Origin of the sequence: Serratia sp. CY74737 (assembly GCF_052166775.1) — a bacterium.
In the GTDB taxonomy this organism is placed as follows: domain Bacteria; phylum Pseudomonadota; class Gammaproteobacteria; order Enterobacterales; family Enterobacteriaceae; genus Serratia; species Serratia ureilytica.
The window spans coordinates 20,950-35,009 of the sequence record NZ_JBJNOF010000007.1; the positions used below are offsets into that span (position 1 = coordinate 20,950).

13 protein-coding genes and 5 tRNA genes are annotated in these 14,060 nt (G+C 58.6%); 2 read left to right on the forward strand and 16 right to left on the reverse strand.

Going from position 1 to position 14,060, the window contains the following annotated elements; genetic code table 11:
• Nucleotides 1-68: 68 nt before the first annotated feature.
• The 9 genes from ACJ8PE_RS11445 to alaS all read right to left on the reverse strand — a co-directional run bounded on the left by ACJ8PE_RS11445 (nt 69) and on the right by alaS (nt 5,482).
• On the reverse strand, nt 69-497 hold the full coding sequence (locus ACJ8PE_RS11445) for a YqaA family protein (protein ID WP_004932520.1): 429 nt from the start codon (nt 495-497) through the stop codon (nt 69-71).
• Nucleotides 494-1,060 carry a fructose-1-phosphate/6-phosphogluconate phosphatase gene (yqaB, locus tag ACJ8PE_RS11450; protein ID WP_103774037.1) on the reverse strand — a complete coding sequence of 189 codons (567 nt, stop codon included), beginning with the start codon at nt 1,058-1,060 and terminating at the stop codon, nt 494-496. Before yqaB ends, ACJ8PE_RS11445 begins: the two co-directional genes overlap by 4 nt.
• 316 nt (nt 1,061-1,376) lie before the next feature.
• Nucleotides 1,377-1,453 (reverse strand) — tRNA-Arg (locus ACJ8PE_RS11455).
• Between the two features lie 75 nt (nt 1,454-1,528).
• Nucleotides 1,529-1,605 (reverse strand) — tRNA-Arg (locus ACJ8PE_RS11460).
• 190 nt (nt 1,606-1,795) lie between these two features.
• Nucleotides 1,796-1,872: transfer RNA gene (locus ACJ8PE_RS11465), tRNA-Arg, on the reverse strand.
• A 61-nt stretch (nt 1,873-1,933) separates the two neighbouring features.
• Nucleotides 1,934-2,010, reverse strand: a tRNA-Arg gene (locus ACJ8PE_RS11470).
• A 3-nt stretch (nt 2,011-2,013) separates the two neighbouring features.
• Nucleotides 2,014-2,106 (reverse strand) — tRNA-Ser (locus ACJ8PE_RS11475).
• 310 nt (nt 2,107-2,416) lie between these two features.
• Nucleotides 2,417-2,602 carry a carbon storage regulator CsrA gene (csrA, locus tag ACJ8PE_RS11480; protein ID WP_004091602.1) on the reverse strand — a complete coding sequence of 62 codons (186 nt, stop codon included), beginning with the start codon at nt 2,600-2,602 and terminating at the stop codon, nt 2,417-2,419.
• 252 nt (nt 2,603-2,854) lie between these two features.
• Nucleotides 2,855-5,482, reverse strand: coding sequence for an alanine--tRNA ligase (gene alaS / locus ACJ8PE_RS11485; RefSeq protein WP_197760758.1), 2,628 nt, complete (start codon nt 5,480-5,482; stop codon nt 2,855-2,857).
• Here alaS and ACJ8PE_RS11490 point away from each other — a divergent pair.
• Nucleotides 5,432-5,575, forward strand: a complete 144-nt coding sequence (locus ACJ8PE_RS11490) for a hypothetical protein (RefSeq protein ID WP_162180460.1) — start codon at nt 5,432-5,434, stop codon at nt 5,573-5,575. The genes alaS and ACJ8PE_RS11490 overlap by 51 nt on opposite strands.
• Nucleotides 5,576-5,615: 40 nt before the next feature.
• Here ACJ8PE_RS11490 and recX read toward each other — a convergent pair whose 3' ends face one another.
• The 3 genes from recX to pncC all read right to left on the reverse strand — a co-directional run bounded on the left by recX (nt 5,616) and on the right by pncC (nt 7,856).
• Nucleotides 5,616-6,131: a recombination regulator RecX gene (gene recX, locus ACJ8PE_RS11495; protein WP_033651636.1), complete on the reverse strand. Its 516-nt coding sequence runs from the start codon at nt 6,129-6,131 to the stop codon at nt 5,616-5,618.
• 60 nt (nt 6,132-6,191) lie between these two features.
• Nucleotides 6,192-7,256, reverse strand: coding sequence for a recombinase RecA (gene recA, locus ACJ8PE_RS11500; protein ID WP_004932541.1), 1,065 nt, complete (start codon nt 7,254-7,256; stop codon nt 6,192-6,194).
• Nucleotides 7,257-7,367: 111 nt separating this feature from the next.
• On the reverse strand, nt 7,368-7,856 hold the full coding sequence (pncC, locus tag ACJ8PE_RS11505; RefSeq protein WP_197793002.1) for a nicotinamide-nucleotide amidase: 489 nt from the start codon (nt 7,854-7,856) through the stop codon (nt 7,368-7,370).
• A 243-nt stretch (nt 7,857-8,099) separates the two neighbouring features.
• On the opposite strand from pncC, the gene ACJ8PE_RS11510 reads away from it, so the two are divergent.
• Nucleotides 8,100-9,479, forward strand: coding sequence for an MFS transporter (locus ACJ8PE_RS11510; RefSeq protein WP_197793003.1), 1,380 nt, complete (start codon nt 8,100-8,102; stop codon nt 9,477-9,479).
• Nucleotides 9,480-9,488: 9 nt separating this feature from the next.
• On the opposite strand, the gene chbG is transcribed toward ACJ8PE_RS11510, so the two are convergent.
• From chbG to chbC, 4 genes are all read right to left on the reverse strand, one after another.
• On the reverse strand, nt 9,489-10,250 hold the full coding sequence (chbG, locus tag ACJ8PE_RS11515; protein ID WP_197760762.1) for a chitin disaccharide deacetylase: 762 nt from the start codon (nt 10,248-10,250) through the stop codon (nt 9,489-9,491).
• Nucleotides 10,251-10,398: 148 nt separating this feature from the next.
• A complete protein-coding gene (chbR, locus tag ACJ8PE_RS11520) occupies nt 10,399-11,247 on the reverse strand; it encodes a transcriptional regulator ChbR (RefSeq protein ID WP_043135810.1) in 849 nt (282 codons plus the stop codon).
• 15 nt (nt 11,248-11,262) lie between these two features.
• On the reverse strand, nt 11,263-12,648 hold the full coding sequence (locus tag ACJ8PE_RS11525; RefSeq protein ID WP_197793004.1) for a glycoside hydrolase family 1 protein: 1,386 nt from the start codon (nt 12,646-12,648) through the stop codon (nt 11,263-11,265).
• Between the two features lie 43 nt (nt 12,649-12,691).
• Nucleotides 12,692-14,053 carry a PTS N,N'-diacetylchitobiose transporter subunit IIC gene (gene chbC, locus ACJ8PE_RS11530; RefSeq protein WP_016929034.1) on the reverse strand — a complete coding sequence of 454 codons (1,362 nt, stop codon included), beginning with the start codon at nt 14,051-14,053 and terminating at the stop codon, nt 12,692-12,694.
• Between the last annotated feature and the right edge of the window lie 7 nt (nt 14,054-14,060).

Sequence of the window (14,060 nt, forward strand, 5' to 3'; positions counted from 1 at the left end):
TCTAAAAACAATAACTCGTAAGCATACTGAATCCGCACCCGAGAGAATATTGAGTTATATTCACTTGGTTACTGCCACCAGGCGATGCCCTGTACCGTTATCATAGCCAAAACGATGTAACGCAGCGCCTTTCCGATACACAGAAACAGCGCGACAGAGCCCCAGGGCATGCGCAGCCAACCTGCCAACACGCACAACAAATCGCCCACCACCGGCACCCAGCTGAGCAACAGCGCAGCCGGGCCGAAGCGTTGCAGCCACCCGAGCGCCGTTGCCAGCCCCCGCTGTGGTTTCAACGCCGGTAACAGGCGCCCGATAATGACATTGGTCAAGCCACCCAGCGTGTTGCCCAGGGTCGCGGCCAGCACCAGCAACTCCGGCGAGACGCGACTCTGGGTCAGCAAGGCGACCAGAACGATTTCTGAATTTCCCGGCAGCAGCGTCGCACTGAGGAAGCTACTGCCAAATAACGATATTACGGCTAGCGTACTACTCACAGCGTACGGACGTCTACCACCGCCATACCGGCGCTTTTCGCCGCCTGAATGCCGAAATCAGCGTCTTCAAACACCACGCATTTTTCCGGCCGCACGCCGATCAGTTCGGCGCAGCGCAGGAAGGTGTCCGGTTCCGGTTTGTGGCGCTGCACGTCGTCCGCACCGACGATCGCGTCGAAGCAGTTGAACAGGCCGAGATGACGCAGCAGCATTTCCGCCATGCGGTGCTCGCTGCCGGTGCCGACCGCCATCGGACGGCGGCCATGATAGGACTTCACCACCTCGATCAGCGGCAATGGACGCACGCTGTCCAGCAGCATCGCTTCCACCGCGCGGGTTTTCTCCGCGGCCAGGTGATGAGGATCGAGATCGGCCTGATGGCTGGCGATAATCGCCTGCGCGATGCGCCAGGTCGGCGAACCGCTCAGCGCCACCATGGCCGCTTCATCAAACGTCATGCCATAACGGGACAGCACTTCACGCCACGCTTTACGGTGCGTTGGCTCGGTGTCCAGAATCGTGCCGTCCATGTCGAAAATAAGACCCTGATAGCGGTCGAACATCGTTACTCCATGATCGTTGAGGAAAGAAAACTACTTTAGCGTAAAGCCGTTGGGTTGTCGCTGACTGCGTCATAACGGAATGTGCTGTGCCCTATCGGGCGCAAAGGAGGACAGGGGTGAAGTAGAGAATGGTTAAATGCTGAAAAGCGAAAAACCCGCCGAAGCGGGTTTCTCTTAGATGGTGCATCCGGGAGGATGATTCGGCGCCAACGCCTCACCCTGCGGGCCGTTGCTAAAGCAACGTTATCCTCCCCAAGGACACTTTCTTTTTACCACCCGCATGACGATTTCTCTTCGCGATACGGGAGGTTAAACATGGTGCATCCGGGAGGATTCGAACCTCCGACCGCTCGGTTCGTAGCCGAGTACTCTATCCAGCTGAGCTACGGATGCATGACTGTTTTTGCCGCTTGCCTGTTTCACGAATAACAGAAAAGCAAAAACCCGCTAAGGCGGGCTTCTCTTAGATGGTGCATCCGGGAGGATTCGAACCTCCGACCGCTCGGTTCGTAGCCGAGTACTCTATCCAGCTGAGCTACGGATGCATTACTATTTTTACCGCATGCCGGCTTTGCTAATAAAGCCAGACTTGAAGAATGGTGCATCCGGGAGGATGATTCGGCGCTAGCGCCTCACCCTGCGGGCCGTTGCTTAAGCAACGTTATCCTCCCTGGTAACACTTTCTTTTCTTCCACCCGCTTGGAGATTTCTCTTCGCAACGAGTGAGATTAAGAATGGTGCATCCGGGAGGATTCGAACCTCCGACCGCTCGGTTCGTAGCCGAGTACTCTATCCAGCTGAGCTACGGATGCACAGGAATTCTTTTTTGATACCGTATGGTACGTTGTTACTACCCCACCATACTGCAAAATATGGTGCATCCGGGAGGATTCGAACCTCCGACCGCTCGGTTCGTAGCCGAGTACTCTATCCAGCTGAGCTACGGATGCAAATGGCGGTGAGGCGGGGATTCGAACCCCGGATGCAGCTTTTGACCGCATACTCCCTTAGCAGGGGAGCGCCTTCAGCCTCTCGGCCACCTCACCATACGCTTCTTTCGAATTGTGCCTAACTTGCTTTGGAGAAGCTCATCGGCACTGCGTGGCGCACATATTACTTTCTCCGACTTTTAAGTCAAACAATTTTTCCCAACTCATGCGCGTTTGCACAATTCGCACCCAACATGGGCGATTTCACGGCAAAAAGGGCGTTTTATCAACAGGCAACCGCAACGTCTGCAGCAATAAAGCAGGAAACTAACCGGGAAAATAATCACGAAAAAGAGAGGGGAGAACGAAAGAAGTGGGTAAAACGATGCAGTAGCGTCTCGTCTGGCAACGAGACGCTGCTTCGGAATCAGTAAGTCGTCTGCTGAGACTTCTCTGCCTGAATGCGCTGATAGATTTCTTCACGGTGAACTGAAACCTCTTTGGGGGCGTTCACACCAATACGCACCTGGTTGCCTTTTACCCCTAGCACAGTGACCGTAACCTCATCGCCAATCATGAGGGTTTCACCAACTCGACGAGTCAGAATTAACATTCTTTGCTCCTTGAAAGATTAAAAGAGTCGGGTCTCTCAGTTTCCCCGTCATTATCCATCATATGTGGTGAAAACGTAAGCCGCGCAATCCACAATAAGTGTAAGCAGACTTGGTCCCACCTCAGATAATGGTAAGTTTAGCCGACCAGAAAAACTTTGTTCCCGCAATTGTAACTAAATTGTGTTAGCACAGTATGAAAACGCCATAATCAACAAAGTATTATGGCGTTTGTCCGTGCTATTTATTTATGTTCACAGCTTTGAGGCCACCCAGGCTTCTACGCTGTTTAACGCCGCTGGCAGGGCGTTGATATCCGTCCCCCCCGCCATCGCCATATCAGGGCGACCACCGCCCTTGCCGCCGACCTGCTGCGCCACGTTGCCGATCAACTCGCCGGCTTTCACGCGGTCAGTCAGATCCTTGGTCACGCCTGCGACCAGGCTGACTTTGTCATCAGCCGTCGTCGCCAACACGATAATGGCCGAACCCAATTGATTTTTCAGGTCATCCACCATGGTGCGCAGCATTTTGGCTTCGACATTGTCCAACTGGCTGACCAACAGCTTCACGCCGTTAACCACTTTCGCCTGGCTGGACAGCGACGCGCTTTCCTGCGCCGCCTGCTGATCTTTCAGTTGCTGCAGTTCTTTTTCCAGCACGCGCGTGCGATCGAGCACCGAGCGCACTTTATCGGTCAGGTTGTTGTTGTCGCCCTTCACCAATTGAGCAACGTCTTGCAACAAATCGCTTTGCTGATGCAGCGTAGCGATAGCGCCAGCGCCGGTCACCGCTTCAATACGGCGGATGCCCGCCGCGGTGCCCGATTCGCTCAGAATGCGGAACAGGCCGATATCGCCGGTGCGGCTGGCGTGGGTGCCGCCGCACAGCTCGGTGGAGAAGTCGCCCATGGTCAGCACGCGCACGTTGTCGTCGTACTTCTCACCGAACAGCGCCATTGCGCCCTTCTCTTTCGCGTCTTCCAACGCCATCAGCTCGGTCTGCACCGGCAGGTTACGACGCACCTGCTGGTTAACCAGATCTTCCACCGCGCGAATTTGTTCCGGCTTCATCGCTTCAAAATGCGAGAAGTCGAAGCGCAGGTATTTGTCGTTAACCAGAGAGCCTTTCTGCGCAACGTGCTCGCCCAACGTTTGGCGCAGCGCGGCGTGTAGCAGGTGGGTCGCGGAGTGGTTCAGACGGATGCTGTTGCGGCGCTCAGTGTCGATCTGCGCATCCACGCGATCGTTCAGCTTCAGCGAACCTTGCGCCAGCTTGCCTTGATGGCCGATAGCCTGACCGTATTTCTGGGTGTCGTTGACCACAAACTCGGCGCCGGCGGCTTTCAGCACGCCTTTATCGCCGACCTGGCCGCCGGATTCACCGTAGAACGGCGTCTCGTCCAGCACCACCACCGCCTCTTCGCCGGCGTTGATCTGCTCGACCGGCTGGCCGTCACGGAACAGCGCGATCACCGTCGCCTGCTGCTCGTCATGATCATAGCCGCTGAACTGGCTGCTGCCGTCCACGCGGATCAGGCTGTTGTAGTCGGCGCCGAAACCGCTGGATTCGCGCGCGCGGCGGCGCTGCGCTTCCATCGCTTCTTCAAAGCCCGCTTCGTCGACTTTCAGACCGCGCTCGCGGCAGACGTCTGCGGTCAGATCCACCGGGAAGCCGTAGGTGTCGTACAGACGAAAAGCGGTCTCGCCGTCCAGGGTATCGCCCTGCAGCTTGGCTAGCTCTTCGTCCAACAGCGCCAGGCCACGCTCCAGCGTGCGGGCAAACTGTTCTTCTTCGGTTTTCAGCACCTGCTCCACCAGCGATTGCTGGCGTTTCAGCTCGTCGGCCGCCGGGCCCATCACTTCGATCAGCGGCGCCACCAGCTTGTAGAAGAAGGTGTCTTTCGCGCCCAGCATGTTGCCATGGCGGATCGCGCGACGAATGATGCGGCGCAGCACGTAGCCGCGGTTTTCGTTAGACGGGATCACGCCGTCCGACACCAGGAAGGCACAGGAACGAATGTGGTCGGCGATAACGCGCAGGGATTTGTTATCCAGATCGGTCGCGCCGGTCACTTTCGCCACGGCGGCGATCAGGGTGCGGAACAGGTCGATCTCATAGTTGGAGTTCACATGCTGCAACACCGCCGCAATACGTTCCAGACCCATACCGGTATCCACCGAAGGTTTCGGCAGCGGCAGCATGGTGCCGTCGGACTGACGGTTGAACTGCATGAAAACGATGTTCCAGATCTCGATGTAGCGGTCGCCGTCTTCTTCCGGGCTGCCCGGAGGGCCGCCCCAGATGTGATCGCCGTGATCGTAGAAAATCTCGGTGCACGGGCCGCATGGGCCGGTATCACCCATCTGCCAGAAGTTATCTGAAGCGAAAGGCGCGCCCTTGTTATCGCCGATGCGGATAATGCGCTCGGCCGGTACGCCGATTTGCTTCTGCCAGATGTCGAATGCTTCGTCATCGGTTTCATACACGGTGACCCACAGTCTCTCTTTCGGCAGGTTGAACCAGTTTTCACCGGTCAGCAGTTCCCACGCGTAGCTGATAGCGTCGTGCTTGAAGTAATCGCCGAAGCTGAAGTTGCCCAGCATTTCAAAGAAGGTGTGGTGACGAGCGGTATAACCGACGTTTTCCAGGTCGTTATGCTTGCCGCCTGCGCGCACGCAGCGCTGCGAGGTGGTGGCGCGGGAATAGGCGCGTTTGTCGAGCCCCAGGAAAACATCCTTAAATTGGTTCATGCCGGCATTGGTAAACAGCAATGTCGGATCATTGTTAGGCACCAGGGAGCTGCTTGCTACAACCTGATGACCCTTACTATGAAAGAAATCGAGAAACGCTTGACGGATCTCAGCGGTGCTCTTGCTCATAATTTTCCTGGAAAGGCTAGAATAACGACACGTGAGCCGGTGGCGCGTCATCCCGACGATGACAACCAGCTCACGAACAAAAAGTGGGGATAAGATAAATTTTCTTCAGAGGGAAGTAAAACCCCGTGTGCGCTCATTGCGCAAAATCACGGTAAATTGACTGAATTTCTTCTTGGAAGAAGCCGCGATAGAGCAGATAACGCTGCACTTTGGCTTTCTCTTTCCAGTCGGTTGGCAACGCATCGCCAAATTTTCGCTGCGCCACCTGTTTCGCCTGTTCGCACCAGTCGATATCGCATTCCGCCAACGCGTCCTGCACCAGCGCTTTATCCACGCCCTTTTGCATCAGTTCGCTGCGGATGCGCTGCGCGCCATAACCTTTGCGGCTGCGGCTGCCGATGTAGCTGTGGGCGAAACGCTTATCGTCCAGCCAGTTGTGCTGGTAACAGTAGACGATAACCTGATCGATCAGCGCGGGATCTACCGGCTCTTCGGCTACCGGCGGCGGCGATGTCGGCGCATGCGGCCCCTTGCCGCCAAACCGGGCTTTCGCCACAAACGGCTGCGCCGCAAGTTTGCGGCGCAGTTCAGCTTCACTATGATCGCGTTGCGACAGCAGGCGCATGGCGCGGCTTAGCAAGTCATTCATCATTCAAGCCTGAATTCAGGGGATGTGCGCCACATAAACGGCAGCGCACATCTTCAGCGATTAAAACTGCTCGCTGGTTTCCGCTTCGTCATCTTCGAAGTCGTCACCGGAGGCAGCCACCAGCTCACCGCCGCTGTGCAGCAGCAGGTCGCGCAGTTTCTTATCCAGCTCGGCGGCGATAGCCGGGTTTTCTTTCAGGAAATTACAGGCGTTCGCCTTGCCCTGACCGATCTTCTCGCCGTTATAGCTGTACCAGGCGCCGGCTTTTTCGATCATCTTGTGCTTCACGCCCAGATCGACCAGCTCGCCACGGCTGTTGATGCCTTCGCCGTACATGATTTGGAACTCAGCCTGTTTGAACGGCGCAGCGATTTTGTTCTTCACCACTTTCACGCGGGTTTCGCTGCCCACCACTTCGTCGCCCTCTTTGATGGCACCGATACGACGGATATCCAGACGCACCGAAGCATAGAACTTCAGAGCGTTACCACCGGTAGTGGTTTCCGGGTTGCCGAACATCACACCAATTTTCATACGGATCTGGTTGATGAAGATCAGCAGGGTATTGGCATTTTTCAGGTTGCCGGCCAGCTTACGCATCGCCTGGCTCATCATGCGCGCCGCCAACCCCATGTGCGAATCGCCGATTTCACCTTCGATTTCCGCCTTCGGCGTCAACGCCGCCACGGAATCGACGATGATGACATCAACCGCGCCGGAGCGGGTCAGCGCATCACAGATTTCCAGAGCCTGCTCGCCGGTGTCCGGCTGGGAGCACAGCAGGTTGTCGATATCGACGCCCAGCTTCTTCGCATAGATAGGATCCAGCGCGTGCTCGGCATCGATGAACGCACAGGTTTTGCCTTCGCGCTGCGCGGCGGCGATCACCTGCAGCGTCAGGGTGGTTTTACCGGACGATTCCGGGCCGTAGATTTCGACGATGCGGCCCATCGGCAGGCCGCCGGCGCCCAGAGCGATATCGAGTGACAGTGAGCCGGTGGAGATGGTTTCCACGTCCATGGAGCGGTCTTCACCCAGGCGCATGATGGAGCCTTTGCCGAACTGTTTCTCAATCTGGCCCAGTGCCGCAGCTAACGCCTTTTGCTTGTTCTCATCAATAGCCATTTTTGCTCCTTCGTTTCGCAATGCCGGTGTTACCCCACACTGCCACTGAATGTATGTTGTGCAGGAAATGTCACTAATTATACTGTATGGTCATACAGTATCAAGCCTAATTTACAAAAATTCGTCGATGGCGGTTTGCAGCGCAAAAATCGTCGCCTGCAGCCGCACCGCATCGCGGTCGCCCTCGAATTGCATCTTGCGCGACACCCCCCGGCCATCGCTGCTGGCAAAGCCGAACCACACGGTGCCGACCGGCTTTTCCACGCTGCCGCCGTCCGGGCCGGCGATGCCGCTCACCGACAGCGCCAGATCGGCCTGCGCCGCCCGCAGCGCCCCTATCGCCATCTCGCGCACCACCTCTTCGCTGACCGCGCCATGCGCCGCCAACGTAGCTTCGCTCACCCCCAGCAGATCATGCTTCGCCGCATTGCTGTAGGTGACGAAACCGCGATCGAAATAGGCGGAGCTGCCGGCGATATCGGTAATGGCCTTGGCGATGCCGCCGCCGGTGCAGGATTCCGCGCAGGTGATCCAGCGGCCCTGAGCCTTCAGTTTTTCCCCCGCCAGCACGCTGAGCCGGCGCAGTTGGTTTTCACTCATAACCCCTCCCTCGCGAATTCAGGTATATGCGCCCGATAGTAGCATTTATCAAGGCGACACGGCGGCCGGCGCGCAGAAATGCGCAGCGCCTCGCAGGAGGTGCGGTTTTAAGCGCCCGGCCAAGCTGCTAGTATCAAAAGAAGCGCCCCATTGAGCGGCGGCGCACCAGCACAAGGAACATCACGGAGGCGGCGCGCTGCGGCGGCGGCCTCAGGGCGCACCAGAAGAGATTAGGATGATAGCGTGAAAAAAACGTTGGGCGTATTCTTGCCGTTGTACACCACCACCCTGTTGCTGCTGTTGGGCTCAGGCCTGCTCACCACCTATGTCTCGCTGCGGCTGGCCTCCATCCACGTCAGCAGCGCGCTGATCGGCGCCATCATCGCCGCCAACTACATCGGGTTGGTGATCGGCGGCAAGGTCGGCCACTTTCTCATCGCCCGCGTCGGGCATATCCGCGCCTACGTGGCCTGCGCCGGCATCATCACCGCGGCGGTGCTGGGGCACGGTCTGACGGCGTTCATTCCCGCCTGGGTCGCGCTGCGTCTGGTGATCGGGCTGTGCATGATGTGCCAGTATATGGTGCTGGAAAGCTGGTTGAACGACCAGGCGGAATCCAACCAGCGCGGCATGGTGTTCGGCTTCTATATGGCGGCGACCTATCTCGGCATGTCGCTGGGCCAGATCGTGCTGATGCTGCAAAGCAATCTGGGTATCGCCACGCTGCTGGTGATCGCGCTGTGCTTCGCGCTCTGTCTGGTGCCGATCGCTCTGACTACCCGCACCAATGCGCGCCACATGTCGCCGGCGCCGATGGAACTGCGTTATTTTGTCGGCGCCATTCCCAAGGTGCTGGCCACCACGCTGGTGATCGGCATGGTCGTGGGCTCGTTTTACGGGCTGGCGCCGGTCTACGCCAGCCTGCAGTCCTTAACCACTCAGCAAACCGGCCTGTTCATGGCGCTCTCCATCTTCGCCGGGCTGGTGGCGCAATTCCCGCTCAGTTGGCTGTCGGATCGCTATAACCGCCCCTTGCTGATGCGCCTCAACGCCATTCTGCTGATCGTGGCGGCGCTGCCGCTGGCGCTGCTGCCGCACATCGATTTTCCGCTGCTGCTGGCGGTAGGATTCGTCGTCAGCATGCTGCAGTTTACGCTCTACCCGCTGGCGGTGGCGCTGGCCAACGATCTGATCGAGCCGGAGCGCCGCGTCTCGCTGGCCGCCTGTCTGCTGATGGCGTTCGGCGTCGGCGCCAGCATCGGGCCGTTGGCGGTCGGCGCGCTGATCGAGCCGCTTGGCGGCAATATTCTGTACGCCTTCTTCGCCCTGTGCGGCGTGCTGCTGGCAGCCCTGAGCCGGACGGCCAAAGCAGAGGAACCGCAGCTGGCGCAGGACGCGCCGGTGCCGCATATTGCGCTGCCGGACAGTCTCGCCAGCTCGCCGCTGTCACCGGCGCTCAATCCAACCTTCGATGAGCAGATCATTCACGACACCATGCCGCCGCCGGAAGCGGCGCCCGATGTCGAGGAGCCGCAGCCCGAAGAACAGGAGGCGGAACCCTCAGCTCAGGGGGCGGATCCGGAAGAAGACACCGGTCTGAAAAAGGCGCACGCCATGCTGTAAATGACTGCGTTACAGATCCCGGAAAGAGCCCAGCAGAAAACCGCGTTCGGCGATCGCCGCTTTCAGCGTCGGCGCAGTCAACACATCCAGCTCGGCGAGGCGCGGATGGCAGTATTGGCTCTGCAGGATCGTCGCGTCGAGAAAGGCCGGGTGGCACATCATTTCCAGTGACTCGGCGCCCTGCTCGTCGGCGCGCACCAACCTTTGCAGGAACAACGTTTCGGAAATCGTCTCACCGTAGAATCCCGCGTCGAAAGCGTCCGTGCTGTAGGGGGCATGCAGCGTGATGCCACGCCGTTTCGCCTCTTCGCGATCGATGCGCAGCGGCAAATCATGCGCCAGCGCGAACGCCTCCACCAGCGGGTAAATCTGCGGCTGCATATGCACATGGTGGTGGCTGTCAATGTGCGTCGGCGGCCTGCCGAACAGCGTCACGAACCGCGCGAACTGGCGCTGCAGCTCTTCCTGAATCTCGTCCAACTGCAGCTCGCCGGCCTCGGCGCGGCGCCACAGCCATTTACCCAGCTCGCCGCGCTCGTTGGCCAGCGAAGGCATGGCACCCAGCGGCCTGCCATGGGTCAAAACGAAGTGCAGCCCGATCGGCAATCCGGGATATTGTCGGCTGAGCGCTGCAGCATGCTCCGCGCCGCCGCCGTTCACCATCGCCGTGGTGGAGGAAACGACGCCATGCTGATACGCCTCGACAACGCCATAGTTCTGCCCTTTGCTCAGACCGAAATCGTCGGCATTCACGATCAGTAGTTTTTCCATAGTGGCTCCCGCGGGATGAATTTTTGGCAAGGGAGGGCCGACCGACCGGTGCGGCATTCCCCTTCGCTAAGATATAAATCAAATGATTAACCGACCGGCGCCCTGAAGCTCATCGGCATATCGGCGTTGATACTGATCGGGAGCGGCCCTAAAGAGGGCCGTAACACTTTTTTCGGTAGTTGCCTGGGGTCACGTCGGTGAGCCGCTTGAAGTTTTTAATGAACAGACTGACGTCGCCATAGCCGGAATCAAAAGCGATATCGGAAACCGAATAGTTGGTGACCTCCAGCTGCGTCTTGGCGAAGTTGATGCGGATCTCGTTGATCACCTGCATCGGCGTCTTCTGGTAGTAGCGCCGCATCGCCCGGGTCAGGTACTCCTGAGTTTTCCCCGACAGCGCCACCATGTTCGCCAACGCCCGCTCGCCGAACATCGCCTTGTCATGCATGCCGGCGAGGGTGTTCTTCAGCCACTGCGGGATATCATCGCCGCCGTCATTGTCTTCTTTATAGTGACGAATGCGGCTGATCACGTAGAAGGTCAGCGTTTCGAGGAATTCGGCGAAATCGTCCTCGCGAAACTGCGGCGAACTCACCACCGATTCGATATAGGCCAAAAACTCGCTTCTCAGGCTGTAGGCCTGCGAGGCGACAAAGCAGCGCGGCAGTTGCTGCAAATAGTGCTCTTCAAAGAACGCTTTGCTGACCGCCACGTTGAAGATTTTCGTCGCGCCGAACTCGTAAAAGCTCTGGTGGTAAGAGCCGATGGGGATAAAGACGAAATCCCCGCGTTCCAGCAGCACCCGCTTGCCGTTGATCTCCTGATAGCATTTGCCGCTCAGCACGATGGTGAATTCGTAATAGTCGTGCTGATGCAGCCCGGTGGCGCTTTCCACCTTGTTGTAGATGAACAGGTGAAAGTCTTTGCAGTTAAAGAAATCCTGCTCGCGAATCAGCTTCACGTCGTTCGCACTCAGCGAAATTCGGTTATCGGACACGGCGCCGGCCTCCCGTTAGTCAAATCCGTTGCGTCTGGCCGCCTCGGCAAACCAGTAGCCGCTTTTTTTGATGGTGCGCCGCTGCTCCGCCCGATCCAGCCGCACCAGCCCATAACGATTCTTGTAGGCGTTCAGCCAGGACCAGCAGTCGATAAAGGTCCACAGATGATAGCCTTTGCACTGCGAGCCTTCCGCCAGCGCGCGGTGCAGCCACTTCAGGTGCTCGCGAATAAAGTCGATGCGGTAATCGTCCTCCACCCGCCCATCGGCGCCGATAAACGCCTCTTCGCCCTCAACGCCCATGCCATTTTCGGAAATATAACAAGGCAGATTGCCGTAGTTCTCTTTCAGATCCATCAGGATGTCGTACAACCCCTTCTCATAGATCTCCCAGCCGCGATGCGGATTGATTTTGCGGCCCGGCATTGCATAGTAACTGAACAAGTCCTCCGGCGATGCGATCGGCTCCCCGGCGCGGCGCCCCGCTTTCGCCTGTACCCTGCGCGGCTGGTAATAGTTGACGCCGAGGATATCCACCACGCCGCCTTCGATCAGTTGCGCGTCCTGCGGTTCGCAGTAAGGCATCAGCCCATGCTGCGCCAACAGATGCAGCAACGCCGCCGGATAACGCCCTTTGGCGACCGGGTCGAGGAAACTGCGATTGAGCAGCAGATCGGCGTCGTGTGCCGCCTGCAGATCCTCCGGCGCGTCGGAGCGCGGATAGGTTGGGCTCAGGTTCAAAATGATGCCGATGCTCCCCGGCAGCCCCCGCGCTCTGAAACGTTGCACCGCCATGGCGTGCGCCAGCACGCTGTGATACGCCACGGTAACCGCCCGTTTGAAGTCCACCACGCAAGGGTAATGCAAGTCATTCAGGTAACCGGCCTCTACCGGCACGATCGGCTCGTTGAAGGTGAACCAGTGGGTGACCCGATCGCCAAACAGGCCGAAGCAGATGTCGGCGTAACGCGCATAGGCGTCGATCACCGCCCGGCTTTCCCAGCCGCCGCGCTGCTGCATGCACAGCGGCATATCGAAGTGGTAGAGATTGATAAACGGGGTGATGCCCTGCGCCAACAGCTCATCGATCATCGCGTTGTAGAATGCCGCCGCCTGCGGGTTCACCTCGCCGTCGCCGTCCGGGATCAGCCGTGACCACGAGATCGAGGTTCTGAAGGTATTGTGGCCCAGCGTTTTGAGCAGCCCGATATCGGTGCGGAAATGGTCGTAAAAGGTCGAGGCCTCGGCCGGCCCCACCCGATCGTGAAAGCGCTCGGGCGCGATCTCGTACCAATAATCGAAGATATTGCGGCTCTTGCCGCCCCGCGCTGCCGCACCTTCAGACTGCGGCGCGGAGGTGGCGCTGCCCCACCAGAACCCGTCGGCAAATTGATATTCCATACTCGTGTCCCTCGCGGGGCGGCCGCGCCGCCCCGTTCCACAGTTAGAATTTCAGCGCCTTGGCGATGTCTTCTTCGCTTTCCGTCGCCGCGTCGATCTGGCTCTGCGCCTTGTTGGAGATCGCCACGAACGGCAGATAAATCACGGTGGCGACCGCCAGGTTGAACAGGCTCAGCAACATGGCCATGATGCTGCCGTTGGTGTTGAAGAACGCCCCCAGGCCGACCGGCATGGTCCAGGGCGCAATGTTGGTGATCGGCGGGATCAGCCCGGAGTAATAAGCCAGCGAGGTGATAATGGTCAGTACCGGTTGCACCAGGATGAACGGAATGAACATCACCGGGTTCATGATCACCGGCAGGCCGAACAGAATCGGTTCGTTGATCTGGAAGATGCCGGACGGCGTCGCCAGCTTGGCGACCTGGCGGTAATCTTCGCGGCGCGAGGCGATGAAGATGGCGATGATCAGGCCCAGCGTCGAACCTGTGCCGCCGAGGTAAATATAAGAGTCGACGAACGGTTTCGCCCACATGTGGAACTCTTTACCGGCGGCCACCGCCGCCTCGACCGAACCGTATTTGTTGTACAGCTCCACGTTTTCCAGCGCGAAAGGCGTCATGATGCCGCTGTCCAGCGCCGCCAGCGCCATGGAACCGTGTACGCCAAAGAACCACAGCAGCGAAGAGAAAAGCACGTATACCCAGCCCACCACGCTGCCCATCTTGGCCAGCGGCGCCGAAATGCCGTCCATGATGATCTGGTGGAAGTTGGTGCCCCAGTGCGCCAGCGCGAATGCCACCAGCCCCATGATGGAGAGGATGATGAAGCCGGGGATCAGCGCCGAGAAGGAGCGCGACACCGAAGCCGGCACGCTGTCCGGCAGGCTGATCACCCAGTTGCGCCGCACGATGAAGGCAAACATCTCAGCCACCGCCAGCCCGATCACCATACCGGAAATGATATTGGCACCGCCCAGCCAATTGGCGCCCACCGCATAGGCCTCGCCGACGTTGAACGGCGTGACGGTCATGAAGGCCGCCACCGCCAGCAGCGCTGAAGCGAGCGGATCGACCTTGCGCTCTTCGGCCAGCGCCATGCTGATAAAGAACGGCGTCATCAGGGACATGATCCCCAACGTACCGTTGTAAACGCTGCCGCCAATACTCTTCAGGCTATTGAGCGTCTCGATGGTGGAGGCGTCCAATCGCACGCCCAGCGAATAGAAGAACGATCCCTCGCCAAAGCTCAGGAACACGTTGTTGATCAACACGAACATCGCCCCGGTCAAGGTCAGCGGCATCAGGCGGATAAAGCCGTTTTTGATGGCGTTGACGTGGGGCTGCTTACCGATTTTTACGGCGAAAGGCAGGATAACCTTCTCGAGCGAGGCAATGAGGGTATTCACGGCGGCC

Coding starts and splice junctions, on each gene's coding strand:
- yqaB (WP_103774037.1), bottom strand. CDS start 1,060: ATGTTCGACCGCTATCAGGGTCTTATTTTCGACATGGACGGCACGATT.
- chbG (WP_197760762.1), bottom strand. CDS start 10,250: ATGGAAAAACTACTGATCGTGAATGCCGACGATTTCGGTCTGAGCAAA.
- alaS (WP_197760758.1), bottom strand. CDS start 5,482: ATGAGCAAGAGCACCGCTGAGATCCGTCAAGCGTTTCTCGATTTCTTT.
- recA (WP_004932541.1), bottom strand. CDS start 7,256: ATGGCTATTGATGAGAACAAGCAAAAGGCGTTAGCTGCGGCACTGGGC.
- csrA (WP_004091602.1), bottom strand. CDS start 2,602: ATGTTAATTCTGACTCGTCGAGTTGGTGAAACCCTCATGATTGGCGAT.
- pncC (WP_197793002.1), bottom strand. CDS start 7,856: ATGAGTGAAAACCAACTGCGCCGGCTCAGCGTGCTGGCGGGGGAAAAA.
- ACJ8PE_RS11525 (WP_197793004.1), bottom strand. CDS start 12,648: ATGGAATATCAATTTGCCGACGGGTTCTGGTGGGGCAGCGCCACCTCC.
- recX (WP_033651636.1), bottom strand. CDS start 6,131: ATGAATGACTTGCTAAGCCGCGCCATGCGCCTGCTGTCGCAACGCGAT.
- ACJ8PE_RS11490 (WP_162180460.1), top strand. CDS start 5,432: ATGAAAGAAATCGAGAAACGCTTGACGGATCTCAGCGGTGCTCTTGCT.